Source organism: Leucothrix mucor DSM 2157, from assembly GCF_000419525.1.
GTDB classification, from domain to species: domain Bacteria; phylum Pseudomonadota; class Gammaproteobacteria; order Thiotrichales; family Thiotrichaceae; genus Leucothrix; species Leucothrix mucor.
Window position 1 is genome coordinate 3869429 of record NZ_ATTE01000001.1, and the last position, 16361, is coordinate 3885789.

Sequence of the window (16361 nt, forward strand, 5' to 3'; positions counted from 1 at the left end):
ATTATTATAATCTGACCACCTCTGGCAAATTTTCTCAAGCAAGTAACGGCGAGGTTTTTTCGTGAAAAAAACCGAGACCGATCCTCAGAGTCAATATCAAGAAGCCGAAGCTCTACGTAAAGCGCATCGTAATGATGAGGCCCGTGCTCGCTACCAACAAGCGATTAACAGCAGCGATACTCGTACTCAAGAACGTGGCGAACGCGCACTGACCCGGCTTGAGGGTGTCAATCGCCGTTTAGGTTGGCGCATCTATCCCTATGTATTACTGCCCTTTGTATTAGGTGGCGTGCTGTATGCCGGTTACCACTTATTAAATGAGCGCTTTGAAACGCAGCGCGCCGAAACAGACCCAAAAAACTTTGTATTTATTGAATGGCTAGCCGAGCAACAAACTCGTGAAATTGTCAGCAATTTAATGCAAGCCAACCCAGAATTACAGTTCAGTTTTAATCGTGCGACCTCCGACTCAGCAATGAGCCCACTGGAGGCCATGCAGACATTAATGAGCCAACGCCTGCAAGACCAAATTCGTGAAGGTAATCAGCCCGGCGATGACAGTGCCGCTGGTGACGGCGAAGGAGATGGCGAGCCTCCCTTCAGCTGTAGCGTGGACAAACCGGTCGCCTGCTCTAGCGTGGATAAGCCAACCGCTCCTGGAGAAAGGCGTGAGGATATTGCCTTGTTGGTCCGTTCTTACCGTACCGTTTTGGATAATGAAAAAGACTGCAGCAAAATCGAAACAGCCATTCAATCACTCGCCGAACAAATCCAATGGCGTAGTAGTGAGTCCACCGTTAAAGCAGAACTTGAGCATCTGGCACTGAGTTGTTATTCACGCCAGAAAGATAATGAAAAAGTCATTGAGCATGCCCGTAAACTGCAATGCGCAGGCGACACCAACTCGGTTAATACCAGTTACTGGTACCTGACCGCCAGCTATCATCAAACGGGTGACTTAGCGGCCGCTCAACGCATGTATACCTGCTTCAATGAAACCGTAGACCATCTAGCCAAATATAAATTTGAGCCTTCAAATATTGCCTCGCGTCATCGTGAATCGGGTGCTTTAGCCTGGTTGTACTTTAACGACCTTAATGCGGCTGTCGGCGAACTGGAAAAAGCCCGTAATATTCTGCAGAAAGCTAAAACCAATAATTTGAGTCTTGAGTATGTCGCCTCCGAGGTGGACTTGGATTTGATGGAAACCTACGTCACCGCCAATATTGATTTACCAACGTTTATCGCACTGCATGAAGACATCAATAGTAGTGGTCTACTGACCGATGGCTATAAACAAATCAAAGATACGCTAGCCGGTATTTACTACCTGCAAAATAAGCAAAATGAAAAAGCCGTGATTGCACTGGATAATGTCGCTACCCGTTTTGAACAGCTGCCAGAATACATTTGTAGCTGGGATTGGTCTGGTTTTCAGCGCGCGCTAACTGACTCAATTGCTGACCCGCAATTGCGCCAAAAGGCTGATCAGTTGGTTGTCGCCACCGATTGCTATGTGCCTCAAAGCATCGACCAGCGTATTCAAAAAGTGCGCGAGGTTGTTCAATGGCTACAAAGGCCTTAGGAGCGTTTACCGCATGATTGATAGTCTCTTATATCAGCTGATTACGGCTGAAACAGACAGCAAGCACATCGACCCAATGCAAGCGGATGACTTTGAGCGTCCGGCGTTCTATGCGCACTGGATATCACCGGTACGCTACCTCTTGGCTCGACGCTACATTAAGCACAAGAAAGCCATTCTGGAGCAGTTTAACAAACAAGGGATTTATCCTGTATTCAACCGCGATTTCACACCTGAGCTACTCGCACGTTTGCACAAAAAGTCATGGTTTTCCTGGCTGAAGCAACCGAAGCACTGCTTTTTTCCATTTTATATCACCATTTTTTATCCCTTATTAGCTGCCGTTATTATATTCGGTAGCTGGCAAGCTCATATTTGGTATGAGAATAAAACACTGCATCAGGCATTAGCGGATCGGATGCCTTATCACTCAGAGTTACTCCACCGTACGCTGGTTGCGAAGCAATATCAGAACATCCCGCTAATGGAGCAATATCAGCAGAAAGCAGATGAGGAAGCGCGCAATATTATTGCGGCGGTTCCGGATAAAGGTAACGTCAGAAACTTAATGCAGTTGGCACTCGACAACCTATCAAATGTCAGCATGACTAATGCCCAAATCATGGTGCTTTTTAAAAACCTGAATGCCGAAATGGACAGTCAGGGAATCCCTTATTATTTATCGCCCAAACTATTTAATAGTAGCTGCTCAAGCTTTGCGCCCGGCCTTGATAAAGGCAACGCTGACATGTTCAATACCTTGGCTGACCTGTTTAATCAGTATAAAGAAGACGGAAAAGCTGATGCATCTAAAGCACCAGCAATCACTGGCTGCAGAACGGGTATCGTCACCGTTTACAATGTGACCGAGCGTAATAAGCTTGATTACGTCATGACCGAAGCGGATAAAGTCAGCCTGCCATTGTTTCATGTGAAACGTGCGGACCGCGTTCCTGCAGCCGATGGCGCTTTAGGTCTGACCTTTAAAAGTCAGGGTATTGGCTCGCTGATCCTATTGGATCAGATTGACCGTTTTGCCGAGGAATCCATCCTTCCTGCACTCACCTTTCAAGGGCGCTCCTTTATCATTCCGTATTGGCTTCAGGGCTACTACGATATCGAAGAAAGCATTACTAAGAATTACCAATCTGAGCTAGGCGAGTTGTTTAGCAATCCTGAATCTCTGCGCTTACTGCGCGAAGCTGCTAAGGAAATGCTGCGGGATAGGCAACACTTGTCGGCTTCTCGTATGCAGCAAACATTGCAGCGCTCAACACCCGGCGCAGGTGATGGTGGCATTTTAAGCGGCAGTTTGGATGTTATCAGCGGCATGATGACTAAGTCGGATAAAGACATAAACCATGCAGCCAGAACAGCCGCCAGCAAAGAAATCACTGCCCTGTCAGAAAGCTTGCTGCCAAGTATTGAGTATCACGAAGCCTATCACCAAATCGAGAAAGAAGACTGGAAGCAGCCCTATTGGGTACCCACTTTACTTGAAGGCCTCAGTGAAAATGGCATTGAAAGCAGCTTAGAAGAACTCGGTGCTTACCTGACTCAAATGGTTTATACACCGGATGGGCAGAAAGTTTGGCTAACTAAATTGCTGCTGTTCTCGCTCAACTCAATGACCCGGGATCAGCCTGAGTTTTATGCCTCCTCCATGATTTTTTCAGCCATGCGGGATGAGTATTTATTGCAAGACATTCGGGCGGATTTTAGTTTAGATGTGGATGAGAAAGTGCGTATTTACAAAACACTATCCACGATGGAACCAGCAGAGTTACAACGCATGGCAGCCAAAGTCTTCACGCATTTATTTGCGCGTCCGGTGGTGGTATTGCAGTAAACTCGTTAGTATGCACCACTCAGTTCATTGCCTCGGGGAGGGCAAATTATGCAGCGTAATAATTTAAAAAAATCAGCAAAGTCACTCCTATTAATCAGTGTGATTAGCTTTACTGCAGCCTGTAGTAATCAATCTATTTCAATACCGGGTAGCCAACTCTTCCAGCAGAATGAGCCTGACTGTGTTGATAAAAAAACTGGCAAGCCAATCGCTGGCTGTAAAACAGAAAATAAACCCGCAAGCAAAACAACGTCTGCTGCCACTCCAGCTGAGAATAAACGTGCACCTCTGATTTTATCTGCCGATAAACCTGTAGCAACAACAGAAACGGCTCCAGCTGCCGCGAAGTCAGCGGATATTGACCCCAATGCCAAGCTAGTCACTCAAGAGCCTGAGCCAGCAGTTCGTACCAATGCAGAACCAATTGAACCAGTCCTTGATGTCGCGCCAACAGTGACGGTAATTCCAGCACCCGCTAAAGTAACGACCACTAGCAATGTTACCTTAAGACGCCTGACTCTAAGCGGTGGAACCACATTCCAACTCAATAGCTCAAAGCTTAATAAAGCTGGGCGCGATAGCCTTGCCCGTTTGGCAGGCACATTAAAAGCACCCGATACAACCGTGACGCGCATCCTCATTGAAGGGCATACCGATAGCAGCGGAAACGCCGCTTACAACCAGTCCTTATCACTTAAACGTGCCAATGCGGTTGCTGATTATCTGGCACAACAAGGCATCGTACGATCATCCATGGAAACGATTGGCCGAGGTGAAAGCCAGCCAATTGCGGACAACAAAACCAAAGCAGGTCGTGCGCAAAACCGTCGGGTTGAAATCACCGCCAGTGGAACCAGACAGAGTACCCGCTAAACGGTAAATGTTGGAATGCCCAATACATCCAGAGTAGTCCGAGTCGCTATTCCCCGACCGCTCTATCAAGCTTTTGATTATCAATGTGATATTGATCCACTACCCGGCCCTGGCTACCGGGTACGGGTTCCTTTGGGCAACCGTTTTAGCATGGTTGGCATCGTGCTGGAATCTGCCATCGACAGTGAGTTTGATAAGCTAAAGCCAATTGAGGCAGTCCTGGATGAGGAACCATTATTTGATAAGGAACTGCTGGAGCTGTTGCAATGGGCCAGCCTCTATTATCACCACCCGATTGGTGAAGTTCTGTTTACCGCCCTACCAAAACGCTTGCGTGAAGGTCGGGAGCTAGTTCAAAACTATCGTTGGGTGCTGAATGATACCGACACGGAAGCTGCGTTAAAACAACTCAAACGTGCCGCCAGACAGCGCGAGCTATTCGAAAAGCTACAACAACATAGTTTGACCGAAGCACAACTAAGCAGCCAATTGGGCAACAAGTGGAATAAGCCCATGCAACAGCTGTCGGAATATGGCTTTGCACAGCGTGAGCTGATCAATCCAGATGAGCAGCAGCGCCCTGCGATTGAACACCCAAATCAACACCTGATTCACTTAACGGATGAGCAAGAGCAGAGTCTGACGCAACTGGCTGAATGGCAGACCGAGTCACAAGTCAGTCCTGTTTTGCTACACGGCATTACCGGCAGCGGCAAAACAGAAATCTATTTGCGAGCGATTAAATCGGTACTGGAAACCGGCGCTCAGGCTTTGTTGATGATTCCGGAAATCGGCCTAACCCCTCAGCTGTTTCAGCGGTTTTGTGACTTCTTTCCGAATCAAACAGTGGTCGCCCTACACTCTGGATTGAATGACACCCAACGTGCTCAAAGCTGGCAAAGTGCCTATACCGGCGAAGCGGATGTGGTAGTCGGCACCCGATCCTCTGTATTTTGCGGCTTTAAAAAGCTTGGTATTATCATTATTGATGAGGAACACGACGCTTCATTTAAACAGCAAGAAGGCTTTCGGTATCACGCCAGAGATTTAGCTGTGAAACGTGCCCGCCAATTAAATATTCCCATTTTACTGGGAAGCGCCACTCCAGCGCTGGAAACCCTGCTCAATACCGAGCGCCAGCGTTATCACTATTTACAGCTACTCCAGCGACCAGGCACTCGGCAACGCCCTGCAAGTATTGTGCTGGATATTCGGGCGACAACGCTGGAAGCCGGAGTTGCGCCACGCTTGATGAAAGAAGTTGCTGCCGAGATTAAAGATGGCAATCAGGTGATGTTATTTCTGAATCGGCGGGGGTTTGCGCCGGTACTAATGTGTAACAACTGTGGCTGGCATGCGGTGTGCCCTGCTTGTGATACCGAAATGACTTACCACGCTGCGCGCCATATTGTGCTTTGTCATCATTGCGGTCTTCAGCAACGCGTGGGCTCCGACTGCCCTTCTTGCCATCACCCTCAGCTCAATACTCAGGGACATGGAACAGAACGCGTAGAGCATCTGTTATGTTCTCATTTTCCAGATATACCCGTGGTTAGGGTTGATCGTGATACGACTAGCCGCAAGGGTGAAATGGCGCGCAAGCTAGATATCGTCCGATCTGGTGAACCTGTAATCCTGATCGGTACACAAATGCTAACAAAGGGGCATGATTTTCCAAACCTGACTTTGGTCGGTATTTTGGATATAGATCAAGCACTTTTTAGCACAGACTATCGTGCACAGGAACATTTGGCACAACAGATTGTCCAAGTGAGTGGACGAGCTGGTAGAGGGGATAAACCGGGTCGGGTCTTTTTACAGACCAGTCAGCCTCAACATCCGATGTTGAATCAGCTGATTACTCAGGGCTATCGCGCTGTTGCGCAGCAGATTTTGTATGAGCGCAAGGCGTGGCACTACCCTCCGTATGGTTTTCAAGCGTTAGTCCGGGCAAATGCACCGGAGTTCGAAGTGGGGCTACACTTTCTGCAAACGCTCAGGGATGATATTGAAAGCTTACCTGATATTCAGTCTGAAGGGGTGATGTTACTCGGACCGATGCCATCTCCCATGGAAAAACGTGCTAACCGTTATCGCTATCAATTGTTGATTAGTGCGCAGCGCCGATCATCGCTACATTGCTTTCTGGATCAATTAATTAGCGTATTACGGCAGCAGAAAAAAACGAAAGACCTTCGCTATACAGTTGATGTTGATCCTACAAACTTTATGTAAGTTCATGTTTAATCGGTATTAATTTAATTAAATAGCTTGCCTGTTGCCATTCGTGGTGGCACTATGCTAGAGAACTATAGACAATTCGGATATTGAATACTGTCATGCAAAAAGACTTTAAAAACGCAAAGCCTGTTGATTCAGGTTATAAAATGGGCATGGTTTGGATGCTTGCAGGTGTCTTCATGGGCTTGCTTGTGGGCTTAAGCATGTACTTCTACGCCAACCGCAATGCTCCCCTATTCGCTAGCGCGAGTACGGCGATCGCCGACAAAGATCCGTCGGAGCTGAGCCGCGAAGAAAGAATTTTATTGGCCAACGCTCAGAATACTGATGCGTTAGTTGGCAAAGAAACTGCGGAAGGTGTCGTCCCCCTACCGGCTTCTTTGCAAGAGCCAGCGCCGAAAGAGCGAGCGGTGTTTAGCTTTCATGCGGTACTTCCGAGTATCGATATGCCAGTTAGCCCTCGTCCGGTAGCACTGACTCAAGCGGCAATGGATGCTGCAGCTCCGCAACGCGAAGCGGTTAGTGGTGACTTTATTATTCAAGTTGCGTCCTTCCGTACACCAAAGCAAGCTGATCAATCCAGAAGCAAATTGCACGGCCGCGGCGTGACTTCACGCGTTGAAGAATTCTCCAGCAAAGGCAAGACTTGGTATCGTGTTCTGGCTGGCCCAATCGCCGAAGTACAGCTTCAGGATTGGAAAACACAGATCGTCGGCTTAGGCTATGACCCGCTTGTCAGAAAGGTCAGATAGTATGCTATGATCGGGACATATGGTTGGCGCGCTGCTCAAGGGGAATGGTGCGCTAACACCCTATAATAATAACGAGCCGTCCCGATTATAAATAAACCATCCTTATGCAAGGTTTCGGGTTGGTGGCGTCAACGACCATAGAGGTTTATCCCGTGAGTAGTAACACCGTCCAGTCGGGGGTAATGACGGAAATTAAGCAAGAACAAGTCACTACCTTATATCGACGCACTTCTCTCAGCTTCTGGGGCAACCTGATACTGATAGCGATCGTGTCGCTAATGTTCTTTAATGTCCACAATTCCGACGGCAGCACTAATCCTTATTTCATTGTCTGGCTAGCTTCGCTGGTTCTGCTGTGCTTTTACCGTTTTCATGTCTGTCGACAGTTTAATCCCGGTAGTTACTACGAGCCCGGTAAAATTGTGCTGTGGGCCAATAAATACATCCTGATTACCACCATTATCAATACCATCTGGGGCGCCTCGGGTATTATCCTGTTGTCCTCAAATCTAGCCGAGCAAGCCCTGCTCGCGTTAATATTGTTTAGTGTGCTGTTGTTCTCTGTCTCAGTTCTAGCGATTTCACGGCTATCATTTGCAATTCAAGTGTTAGCGGTACTCGTGCCTCTGTTGATCTCTTTGATTGCCACATCAACTCATCAAGGCCAACACTTACTGGCCTTCGGTATTGCGATTTTAGCGACGACCTTGTTTGTCGTTTCTGACTACATTCATACCATGTTGATTGAGCTGCGTGATACACAAGCATCGCTTAGCCGTCAGGCCAACTCCGATGCCTTGACTCAAATTGCCAACCGTCGTTACTTCGACCAAACGTTTAAAAATGAATGGCGTCGTACATTACGTGATGAACTACCGATTTCGATGCTGTTAGTTGATATTGATAACTTCAAACAGTTTAATGAACTGCAAGGTGAGCGCGCAGGTGATAAATGCCTGAAAGCAATCGCGTCATGCATGGAAGTAGTTACTCGTCGTCCGGGCGATTTAGCTGCGCGTTACAGTGGGGAAGAGTTTGCGGTTTTACTGCCGAACACCACCATGGAAAATGCGGTTATGCTAGCTGAAAAACTTCGCTCTAAAGTAGAGATGTTACAGCTCCCTCACCCCGGTTCTTCTTATAATGTCGTTACTGTTAGTATCGGTGTTTCCTGCTGTGCACCTCGCACCGACGCCGAAAAAGCGGATGACGCTGAAGAGGAAGTGATGTACCCTGCGATGCTCATGAATGCCGCTGATAATGCGATGTTCCTAGCTAAACAGCAGGGACAAAACCGAATTGCAGAACAGAAGTGCGGCGAACAACGTCTTGCCCAAGTACTGCAAAAATATGCCGCAAAAGAAGCTTCAAGAACTTAAACATAAATTATCTGAATGTCAGGGGGCTCAGCGTTTCACGTTGAGCCGTCGTCTCAAACGGGTTCAGCGCAAGCCTGATGAGTCTGCTATTTCAGGACTGCAGGCTGCTATCGAAGCATCCTGCGCACGCCGGCAACATCGCCTGCAAAACCTCCCTACTCCCCGCTACCCCGAAGAGCTCCCAGTTAGCGAACGGCGCGAGGACATTCTCGAGTGTATCCGCAATAATCAGGTAACGATTATCTGTGGTGAAACCGGCTCAGGCAAAACCACTCAGCTACCTAAAATGTGTTTGGAGCTGGGCCGAGGTGTCGACGGTTTAATCGCTCACACCCAGCCGCGACGGATTGCCGCTCGAAGCGTAGCCACCCGAATTGCTGAAGAACTGAACTCTACACTTGGCGACATCGTTGGCTATAAGGTCCGCTTTAATGAAGAAGGTAGCGAAGATAATTATATTCGCCTACTGACTGACGGGATTTTACTGGCTGAAATTCGCAGCGACCGTTACCTCAATCAATACGACACCATCATCATTGATGAGGCTCACGAGCGAAGCCTGAACATCGACTTTCTGCTGGGTTATTTCAAATGGCTGTTGCCGCAGCGTAAAGATCTAAAGTTGATCATTACCTCTGCCACCATTGACCCTGAACGCTTCTCGACTCACTTTGGTAATGCGCCTATTATCGAAGTTTCGGGGCGTACTTATCCGGTAGAGGTTCGCTATCGCCCACTAGTTACCGATGACCCTGATGAGGCTGATCGTAATCAGATTCAGGGCATTATCGATGCAACTGATGAGCTAATGCGCATTGCTCCGGGTGGTATTTTGGTGTTCTTATCCGGTGAACGCGAGATTCACGAGACGGCTGAGGCGTTGCGTAAACACCACTCGCCTAGCACTGAAATATTACCCTTATTTGCCCGCTTGTCTGCCGGCGAGCAAAATCGTATTTTCCAACCCGGAAGAAATGCCCGTATTGTGCTGGCTACCAACGTAGCTGAAACCTCTTTGACCGTACCCGGCATTCGCTATGTAGTTGATACCGGTGTTGCCCGTATCTCCCGCTATTCTTGGCGTGCTCGGGTACAACGCTTACCGATCGAAGCAGTCTCTCAAGCCTCGGCGAATCAGCGCTCAGGGCGTTGCGGTCGAACCAGTGATGGTATTGCCATTCGCTTATACAGCGAAGAGGATTATCTCAGCCGACCAGAGTTTACCGACCCCGAAATTCTACGGACTAATCTAGCCTCTGTTATTTTGCAGATGGCGATTATGAAGCTGGGTGATGTAGAGAAATTCCCATTCGTAGAAGCGCCGGATATGCGCATGATACGCGATGGTTTCAAACTGCTGTTTGAACTCGGCGCCGTGAATGAAGATTACGATATCACTGAAATTGGGCGACGATTAGCTCATTTACCGATAGATCCTCGTTTTGGGCGCATGTTGCTGGCTGCTGAGGAGTTTCGCTCGTTACAGGAAGTCTTGGTTATTGTTAGCGCATTAGCCAGTCAGGACCCGCGCGAGCGTCCGCTGGATAAGCAGCAAGCGGCTGATGAAAAGCACTCCCGTTATAAGCATGAGCAATCGGACTTCATGGCTTATCTGAACCTGTGGCAATACACTCAGGAACAGAAAAAAGAGCTCACCCAGAACAAGTATCGCCAGCTATGCAAAAAGGAATATCTCTCTTACTTACGACTACGTGAATGGGAAGATATTTACCGCCAACTACGCCAGAGTTTGCGCGATCAGAAAATCACTTTCAGTAATGAAGAGTCGAGCTATGACCCCATTCACCAGAGCCTACTCACCGGCTTATTGGGGCATGTAGCATTACAGGAAGAGAAACAAGAATACTTGGGCGCGAATGGCCGCAAGCTGTTTATCTTCCCATCTTCTGGCTTACGTAAAAAAACGCCCAAATGGATTATGGCGGCTGAGCAGGTAGAAACCTCCCGTCTATTTGCACGAACCGTTGCCAAGATTCAACCGGAATGGATTGAGAAGCTAGGCGATCATTTAATTCGTCGTACTTACAGCGAACCGCGCTGGGAGAAGCGGCCCGCACAAGTGGCTGCCGATGAGCGCGCCACACTGTATGGCATTACCGTAACCCCACAACGTCGCGTTAATTTCGGTCCAATTGACCCTGTGCTATCGCGAGAGATATTTATACGTCACGCATTGGTCTACAGCGAATTTAATAGTAAAGCCGCCTTTATTAAGCACAACCGTGACTTGATTGAGGAGCTTGAAGAGCTGGAAGCAAAGTCCCGTCGCCGCGATATTCTGGTCGATGAAGAAATCCTGTTTGAATACTATGAACAACGTATTCCAAAGCATATTTACAATGGCCGTTCCTTTGAGAAATGGGCGAAAAGACTGCAACAAGAAGATCCTAACGCACTCAAAATGACGCGTGAAGATCTCATGCAGCGCGATGATTCGCATGTACGCGAAGAGCAATATCCGAATATGCTGGAAGTGCATGGTATGCGCCTGCCGCTAAGCTATCATTTTGAACCCGGCAACGACACTGATGGCGTTACCCTACAAGTACCCGCTGCCGCGCTACATCAGCTGAATTCCTGTCGCTTCGATTATCTGGTTCCTGGTATGTTGCAGGATAAAGTGACAGAAATGATCCGTACATTGCCTAAGCAAATTCGTAAACAATTTGTACCTGCTCCAGATTACGCGCAAGCCTGTTGTGAAGCAATTCATCCTAGCGATGAGGTCAGTTTAATTGCAGCGGTTGCTCATCAATTGCATCGCATGTCAGGCACTCAAATTGATAATGAAGTGCTGCAAAAGGTTCGGTTCTCCGACCATCACAGCATGCGTTTCGCGATTATTGATGAAGCCGGTAAGGTGATTAAAGCCGGACGTGATCTGGCTGCTTTGAAAGGCGGTGTGGCACGAACCACCAGCGAGCAGTTACAACAGCGCGCTACTCAAAGCCTTGAGCGTGAAAACATCACAGAATGGGATTTTCGCGACCTACCAGAAAATGCGACGATCAAAACAGCAGGGATGCAAATTAAAGCCTGGCCTGCATTAGTGGATCACACGACCTCAGTTGCGATTCAACTGTTTGATAATGAAGCCAAAGCAATGCGTCAGCAGGGTTTACGACGCCTGTATATGCTGAGCCTGCGTAAAGAGTCACAGTATTTACTGAAGAATTTACCCGGCATTCAAAAGCTCTGCCTGAACTACGCCTCTACGGGTAGCTGTGAAGAGCTGAAGAAAAGTATTCATGACAATGCATTCCGACTAACTTTTGATTGTCAGACAATTCGTACAGAAGCCGGATTTAAAGAGCAAATAGAGTCCAATAAAGCGAAACTCATTCCTACCGCCACGACGATTTGTGAACAGCTATCTGTCTTTTTGCCATCGGTTCACGATATCCGTAAGCGCATCAAAGGCAGTATCGACCCGCAATCATTAGAAGCGCTGAGCGATATAAAGCAGCAACTGGAAACACTGGTATACCCAGGGTTTTTAGATAATCTCGACCTACACACACTGCGCCAGTACCCACGCTACCTGAAAGCCATTCAGCGACGTTTAGATAAATTGCGTGAGTCGCCCCTGAAAGACCGTCAGTTGCGTTTGCAAGTCACCAAACATATGGAACAGTACCAACAACTGATTAAGCGGAAGCCGGAGCTACAGAGCGATGAAAACCTGCAGCAGTATCGCTGGATGATTGAGGAGTTTCGGGTATCGCTATTTGCTCAGGAGCTGGGAACGGCCGCGCCGGTTTCAGATAAGCGCCTGAGCAAGCAATGGAAGCAGATTGATATCGTTTAGACGAGAGGCGTCTAAGCGGTTATTTATTGAGTTGGCTGAGGTGCCGGTGCGCTATCAGAAGCCAAGAATGACGGTAAGTAGCTACAAGCACTCACATAAGTCAGGTCGCAAATAGATGGCGGGTACTCGCCACTGACTGGCTGCCAGCCTGATTTAACTTGGCGAGTCTTTAGATACTTTCTAGCGTTGCGAAAACTTTCATAACCACTACCCGCCGTACTGCCCAAGTTGGTTTCATCATAGACAAAGAAGTATGCAAAATACTGGGATGGATCGATCTGATTCAGCTGCTTCTGTAGCTCGCTATCTCGCTTCTCAAGCTCAGTAAACTTAGACCAGTCTTCAGTATCGCGCGCGTGGAAAGAAATGCCTTTCTCAGGATCAATCTGTGCAAACAAGCCTTGATACCCAAGATCAAAAATACGCTTATTCGCTGCAGCACCTTTGCTGGTTTGCTGCGCCGCATTTAAAAACACCTGCTCCGTATTTAACACCAAAAGCCTGTCGTCTTTACTAATGATATAGGCTGGGCGCAATTCCGTTTCATGCTCGATCGGAATCTCCAGCTCATAGGTTTTATTGTTATCGTGAATCAAGTTGATCACGGCAAAGATAATCAAAATCCCCACCGAGTTGGATACGATATCCGTCAGTGAATCCACATTGATCAGATTTTTCATGGTGTTGATCCAGCGCCTGCCTGATTGTGCAGACTCAGTGCCCAGTTGGCATCCAGCGGCTCAAGTCCAACGCTAATGCTGCGTGCATTAGGTGACTCAGTCATTAGCTGACGCACCTTCTGGTAAGCCTGTCCGCCATTTGGATATACGCCAAACAGCACAAACTCTTCATAAAGAAAATTCGCTTTTAATGCCATTTCATTAATCTGTCGAATCTCATACATCCACAGCAGTACGTCTTCAGTATCTGGAGGTTGCGCGATCATATCCGGGCTGCTCTGCAAATCCATCACACGGTCAACCATCGACTGCCGGCGTAGAATAATCATCGCCAGCAAAGCTTTGGATTCATCATCCACGACCTTTTGCAGCTCTTGAATACGACCTACCGGTGGCACCACAATCACGCCATCTGGCATGGTAAAGATCTGGAAAGCAACCTTGTAGCCTTGCTCCAACTCCATGGTGAGTTTCACTTTTTGCGGTGTCGAAATACTGCTCAGAATATTGATAAATGACAACACACCCATCACGCACAGGAAAATACTAAGAAATGGAAATAAGCTTATCTCCAGTTTCTCCTGAGGCAGATAACGGGCGTAACGGGACGCTTTACTTGTCATGCTTTTTAAAGTCAGACAGACGCGATTCAAAGATCATTTCATACAGATCTTCCATCGTTTCTTGCAGCGCTGAAATTTGCGTGCTGAGCAATTTAATTTCATTAGCGACCGACTGCACCGGTGCCATGCTTGATGCAACAGAACCGTTCTCGCCAGTCATTGCAGTAGTAGATAGATTACCCACTTCAGCTACTAAGCTAGGCTTCACTTCGTGAAACCACTGCTGGTCTAATTGAATCAGATAAGCTTCTTCGCGCTTTTCCAACCAAATCATGGTCATCATCAACGGTACGCTAAGCAACAAAGCCAGCAAGGTCGTATCAAATGCAGTTGCGAGTGAATTGGTGACTAATGGTAGGTTATCTTTCAGCATTGAAGAAACATCAGTCACTGAGTTGGTGGATGTCATCGCATCGGAGAAATGCGCGATACCATTACTGATTCCCCACACCGTACCGATGAAACCTAAGATCGGAATAGCCCAAACCATAAAGCGTGACAAGGCAAAAGAACCACGCATGTATTCACGCTCGGTAATTCCAAAGCCTTCATCAACCTGCGCATCCGTTTGCGATTGACCGAGATAGAGCTGCAAACGAGTCAGCAATAAATTGTCATTACCAACCAGCTTTAGCGGTACGCTTTGACGCAATCTCTGCCATAAATCGCTGCCACCAACACCAATATTGGCTTCTTTAAGCATTGCTGGTAACGCTTTTGATACCAGCAAATGACTCTGTAATTGCTCACGACGTAACTTGCCGCGCTTCAACCATAGGTGCATTAAACTGGTCACAAAAAACCAAAGAATCAACGGTGAAATCCAGTTACCAAACAGGATTTTCAACACGCGATGCATGCTGCTCACATCGAGCATAAAATGCACGAACAATGCTGGAATTAAGACCAGTATCGCCCCCAATAACAGCGGTTGGAAAAATGCTTGTTCAATAGGGTACTGCCGGGTCATGGCTGCAGGAGCCAATGAAACCCGGGAATCAGCTTGTTGTGTCACAGTGTATTCTCTCAGCGTTATTTAGATGGCGAAAGCTTAGTAGCCCTTAGCCAGTTGTTGTCCACTTTTACCCCAGAACACCCACTCGATAAAGTTATCATGGATGCTGCGGGCACGGGTGCGGGCTGCAGGGTCGTTATGCAAAATAGAGACGACATAAGTACGACCATCTGCGGCATTCACATAACCCGCAATACCACGTACGTCACGTAGCGTTCCGGTTTTAAAGAATCCACGACCACGAACGGCAGACTTTTTGAAGCGACCCTTCATGGTGCCATCAACGCCAGCAACGGCCATTGAACGCAACCAAACATCACGGTTAGGACCGTAGTAAGCCTTGCTTAGTAGGTGAGCAATACTTGCGGTGCTAACGCGTGCATAACGGCTCAAACCAGAACCATTCTCGATACGCAGCTCGGGGAATTGTAATCCCTGACTACGCAAGTAATCATCAATCCCTTCCGCGCCTTTTTGTGGTGTACCGGGTGCGCCATAGCGCTTAGCACCAATTGCACGCATTAACTGACGAGCCATCACGTTATTACTATCTTTAACAACCGTTGGCAGTAATTCACCTAAAGTTTTGGAGTAATGCGTGTGAATCAATCGAGCATTGGCAGGAGTTGCACCGACCATGAACTGAGCGTTGATGCGGCCTTTAAGCTCTTTAGTCCAGATAGTATTAATCGCAGAATACATAGTATTGGCCGGATCAGTCACCGCCATACTAAAACCACGCGCACGACAACGACGCGCCATATAGCCACTAAAGGTTACGGTGACTGCATCACCTCTGCCACGCGAAACACTGGTTCTGACTGAACAGCTCTTCTTCGCGCGCTTAACCTTATTTACAATTCTTAAGTTGTGCGCAGGCGTTGAAGTGCTGGCATGAATCTTATTGCCACTGCGCCATACGCGAAACTTTGAGAGACGCTCATTAAACATCAGCGCATCTGGCTGTGCGTTGTAAGCGCTATACGGTTTACCATCAAAAGCACCCGGATCAATTTTCGGACCATTAAAGAACGTGTCATCGAAAATCAGGCGACCCTGAATCGTGTGAATCCCTTTGCGGCGCAGTTGCGAGAGCATTTCACGCAAACCTTTCGTATCAAAGTCTGGCGCACCATAACCTTTAATATAAACATTGCCGGATAACACGCCAGCCTGCAGTTGACCATTGGTTGAGATTTCAATCGGCCAGCGATAATTGGGCCCTAATGACCCTAGCGCAACGTAGGAGGTCAGTAGCTTCATCACCGAAGCTGGGTTACGTGCAATCTCAGCATTGTGTGAAATCAGCGGTCTTGGCGAGCCAATGGCTTGCACATAGGCGCTCATTCCCCACGGAGACATACCGGAGGAACGTAATAGCTTCTGGATTTCAGGAGGAAGTTGCGGATATATCGGCTCTGCGGCCGTTGCATTACTGCTGATCGTTAGCGAGAGTGCGCTTGCACAGAGTAATGTTTTTAAAATAGCCCTAAATTTCATTTCAACGAGTACCTTATACTTTCATGTGTTTATTT

At 47.8% G+C, this 16361-nt stretch carries 11 protein-coding genes; 7 read left to right on the forward strand and 4 right to left on the reverse strand.

What is annotated here, in order from left to right; genetic code table 11:
* Nucleotides 1-61 precede the first annotated feature (61 nt).
* The 7 genes from LEUMU_RS0117635 (at nt 62) to hrpA (ending at nt 12508) form a co-directional block, all read left to right on the forward strand.
* Entirely contained in the window at nt 62-1585 is a 1524-nt protein-coding gene (locus LEUMU_RS0117635) for a hypothetical protein (RefSeq protein WP_022953622.1), read from the forward strand.
* Between the two features lie 13 nt (nt 1586-1598).
* A complete protein-coding gene (locus LEUMU_RS0117640) occupies nt 1599-3434 on the forward strand; it encodes a hypothetical protein (protein WP_022953623.1) in 1836 nt (611 codons plus the stop codon).
* A 48-nt stretch (nt 3435-3482) separates the two neighbouring features.
* Nucleotides 3483-4307, forward strand: coding sequence for an OmpA family protein (locus LEUMU_RS28225; protein WP_022953624.1), 825 nt, complete (start codon nt 3483-3485; stop codon nt 4305-4307).
* Between the two features lie 15 nt (nt 4308-4322).
* Nucleotides 4323-6542 carry a primosomal protein N' gene (locus LEUMU_RS0117650; RefSeq protein WP_022953625.1) on the forward strand — a complete coding sequence of 740 codons (2220 nt, stop codon included), beginning with the start codon at nt 4323-4325 and terminating at the stop codon, nt 6540-6542.
* A 104-nt stretch (nt 6543-6646) separates the two neighbouring features.
* A complete protein-coding gene (locus tag LEUMU_RS28230; protein ID WP_022953626.1) occupies nt 6647-7300 on the forward strand; it encodes an SPOR domain-containing protein in 654 nt (217 codons plus the stop codon).
* A gap of 152 nt (nt 7301-7452) precedes the next feature.
* Nucleotides 7453-8679: a GGDEF domain-containing protein gene (locus LEUMU_RS28235; protein WP_169446453.1), complete on the forward strand. Its 1227-nt coding sequence runs from the start codon at nt 7453-7455 to the stop codon at nt 8677-8679.
* Nucleotides 8651-12508, forward strand: a complete 3858-nt coding sequence (hrpA, locus tag LEUMU_RS0117665; protein ID WP_022953628.1) for an ATP-dependent RNA helicase HrpA — start codon at nt 8651-8653, stop codon at nt 12506-12508. The genes LEUMU_RS28235 and hrpA overlap by 29 nt, the downstream gene beginning before the upstream one ends.
* A 23-nt stretch (nt 12509-12531) precedes the next feature.
* Here the strand turns inward: hrpA and LEUMU_RS0117670 are convergent, their stop codons facing one another.
* The 4 genes from LEUMU_RS0117670 to dacB are packed head-to-tail and all read right to left on the reverse strand — an operon-like array spanning nt 12532 to nt 16326.
* Complete coding sequence (locus LEUMU_RS0117670; RefSeq protein ID WP_022953629.1) at nt 12532-13188, reverse strand: hypothetical protein; 657 nt, start codon at nt 13186-13188, stop codon at nt 12532-12534.
* Nucleotides 13185-13811 carry a hypothetical protein gene (locus LEUMU_RS0117675; protein ID WP_022953630.1) on the reverse strand — a complete coding sequence of 209 codons (627 nt, stop codon included), beginning with the start codon at nt 13809-13811 and terminating at the stop codon, nt 13185-13187. Before LEUMU_RS0117675 ends, LEUMU_RS0117670 begins: the two co-directional genes overlap by 4 nt.
* Nucleotides 13801-14826: a MotA/TolQ/ExbB proton channel family protein gene (locus LEUMU_RS0117680; RefSeq protein WP_157474379.1), complete on the reverse strand. Its 1026-nt coding sequence runs from the start codon at nt 14824-14826 to the stop codon at nt 13801-13803. The genes LEUMU_RS0117675 and LEUMU_RS0117680 overlap by 11 nt, the downstream gene beginning before the upstream one ends.
* Before the next feature lie 36 nt (nt 14827-14862).
* Nucleotides 14863-16326 (reverse strand): D-alanyl-D-alanine carboxypeptidase/D-alanyl-D-alanine endopeptidase, encoded by a 1464-nt coding sequence (dacB, locus tag LEUMU_RS0117685; protein ID WP_022953632.1) that lies wholly within the window; start codon nt 16324-16326, stop codon nt 14863-14865.
* Nucleotides 16327-16361 lie beyond the last annotated feature (35 nt).

What these genes read in the sequence shown, in the direction of transcription:
- LEUMU_RS0117640 (WP_022953623.1), top strand. Translation starts at nt 1,599, where the DNA reads ATGATTGATAGTCTCTTATATCAGCTGATTACGGCTGAAACAGACAGC.
- LEUMU_RS28225 (WP_022953624.1), top strand. Translation starts at nt 3,483, where the DNA reads ATGCAGCGTAATAATTTAAAAAAATCAGCAAAGTCACTCCTATTAATC.
- LEUMU_RS0117650 (WP_022953625.1), top strand. Translation starts at nt 4,323, where the DNA reads ATGCCCAATACATCCAGAGTAGTCCGAGTCGCTATTCCCCGACCGCTC.
- LEUMU_RS28230 (WP_022953626.1), top strand. Translation starts at nt 6,647, where the DNA reads ATGCAAAAAGACTTTAAAAACGCAAAGCCTGTTGATTCAGGTTATAAA.
- hrpA (WP_022953628.1), top strand. Translation starts at nt 8,651, where the DNA reads ATGCCGCAAAAGAAGCTTCAAGAACTTAAACATAAATTATCTGAATGT.
- LEUMU_RS0117670 (WP_022953629.1), bottom strand. Translation starts at nt 13,188, where the DNA reads ATGAAAAATCTGATCAATGTGGATTCACTGACGGATATCGTATCCAAC.
- LEUMU_RS0117675 (WP_022953630.1), bottom strand. Translation starts at nt 13,811, where the DNA reads ATGACAAGTAAAGCGTCCCGTTACGCCCGTTATCTGCCTCAGGAGAAA.
- dacB (WP_022953632.1), bottom strand. Translation starts at nt 16,326, where the DNA reads ATGAAATTTAGGGCTATTTTAAAAACATTACTCTGTGCAAGCGCACTC.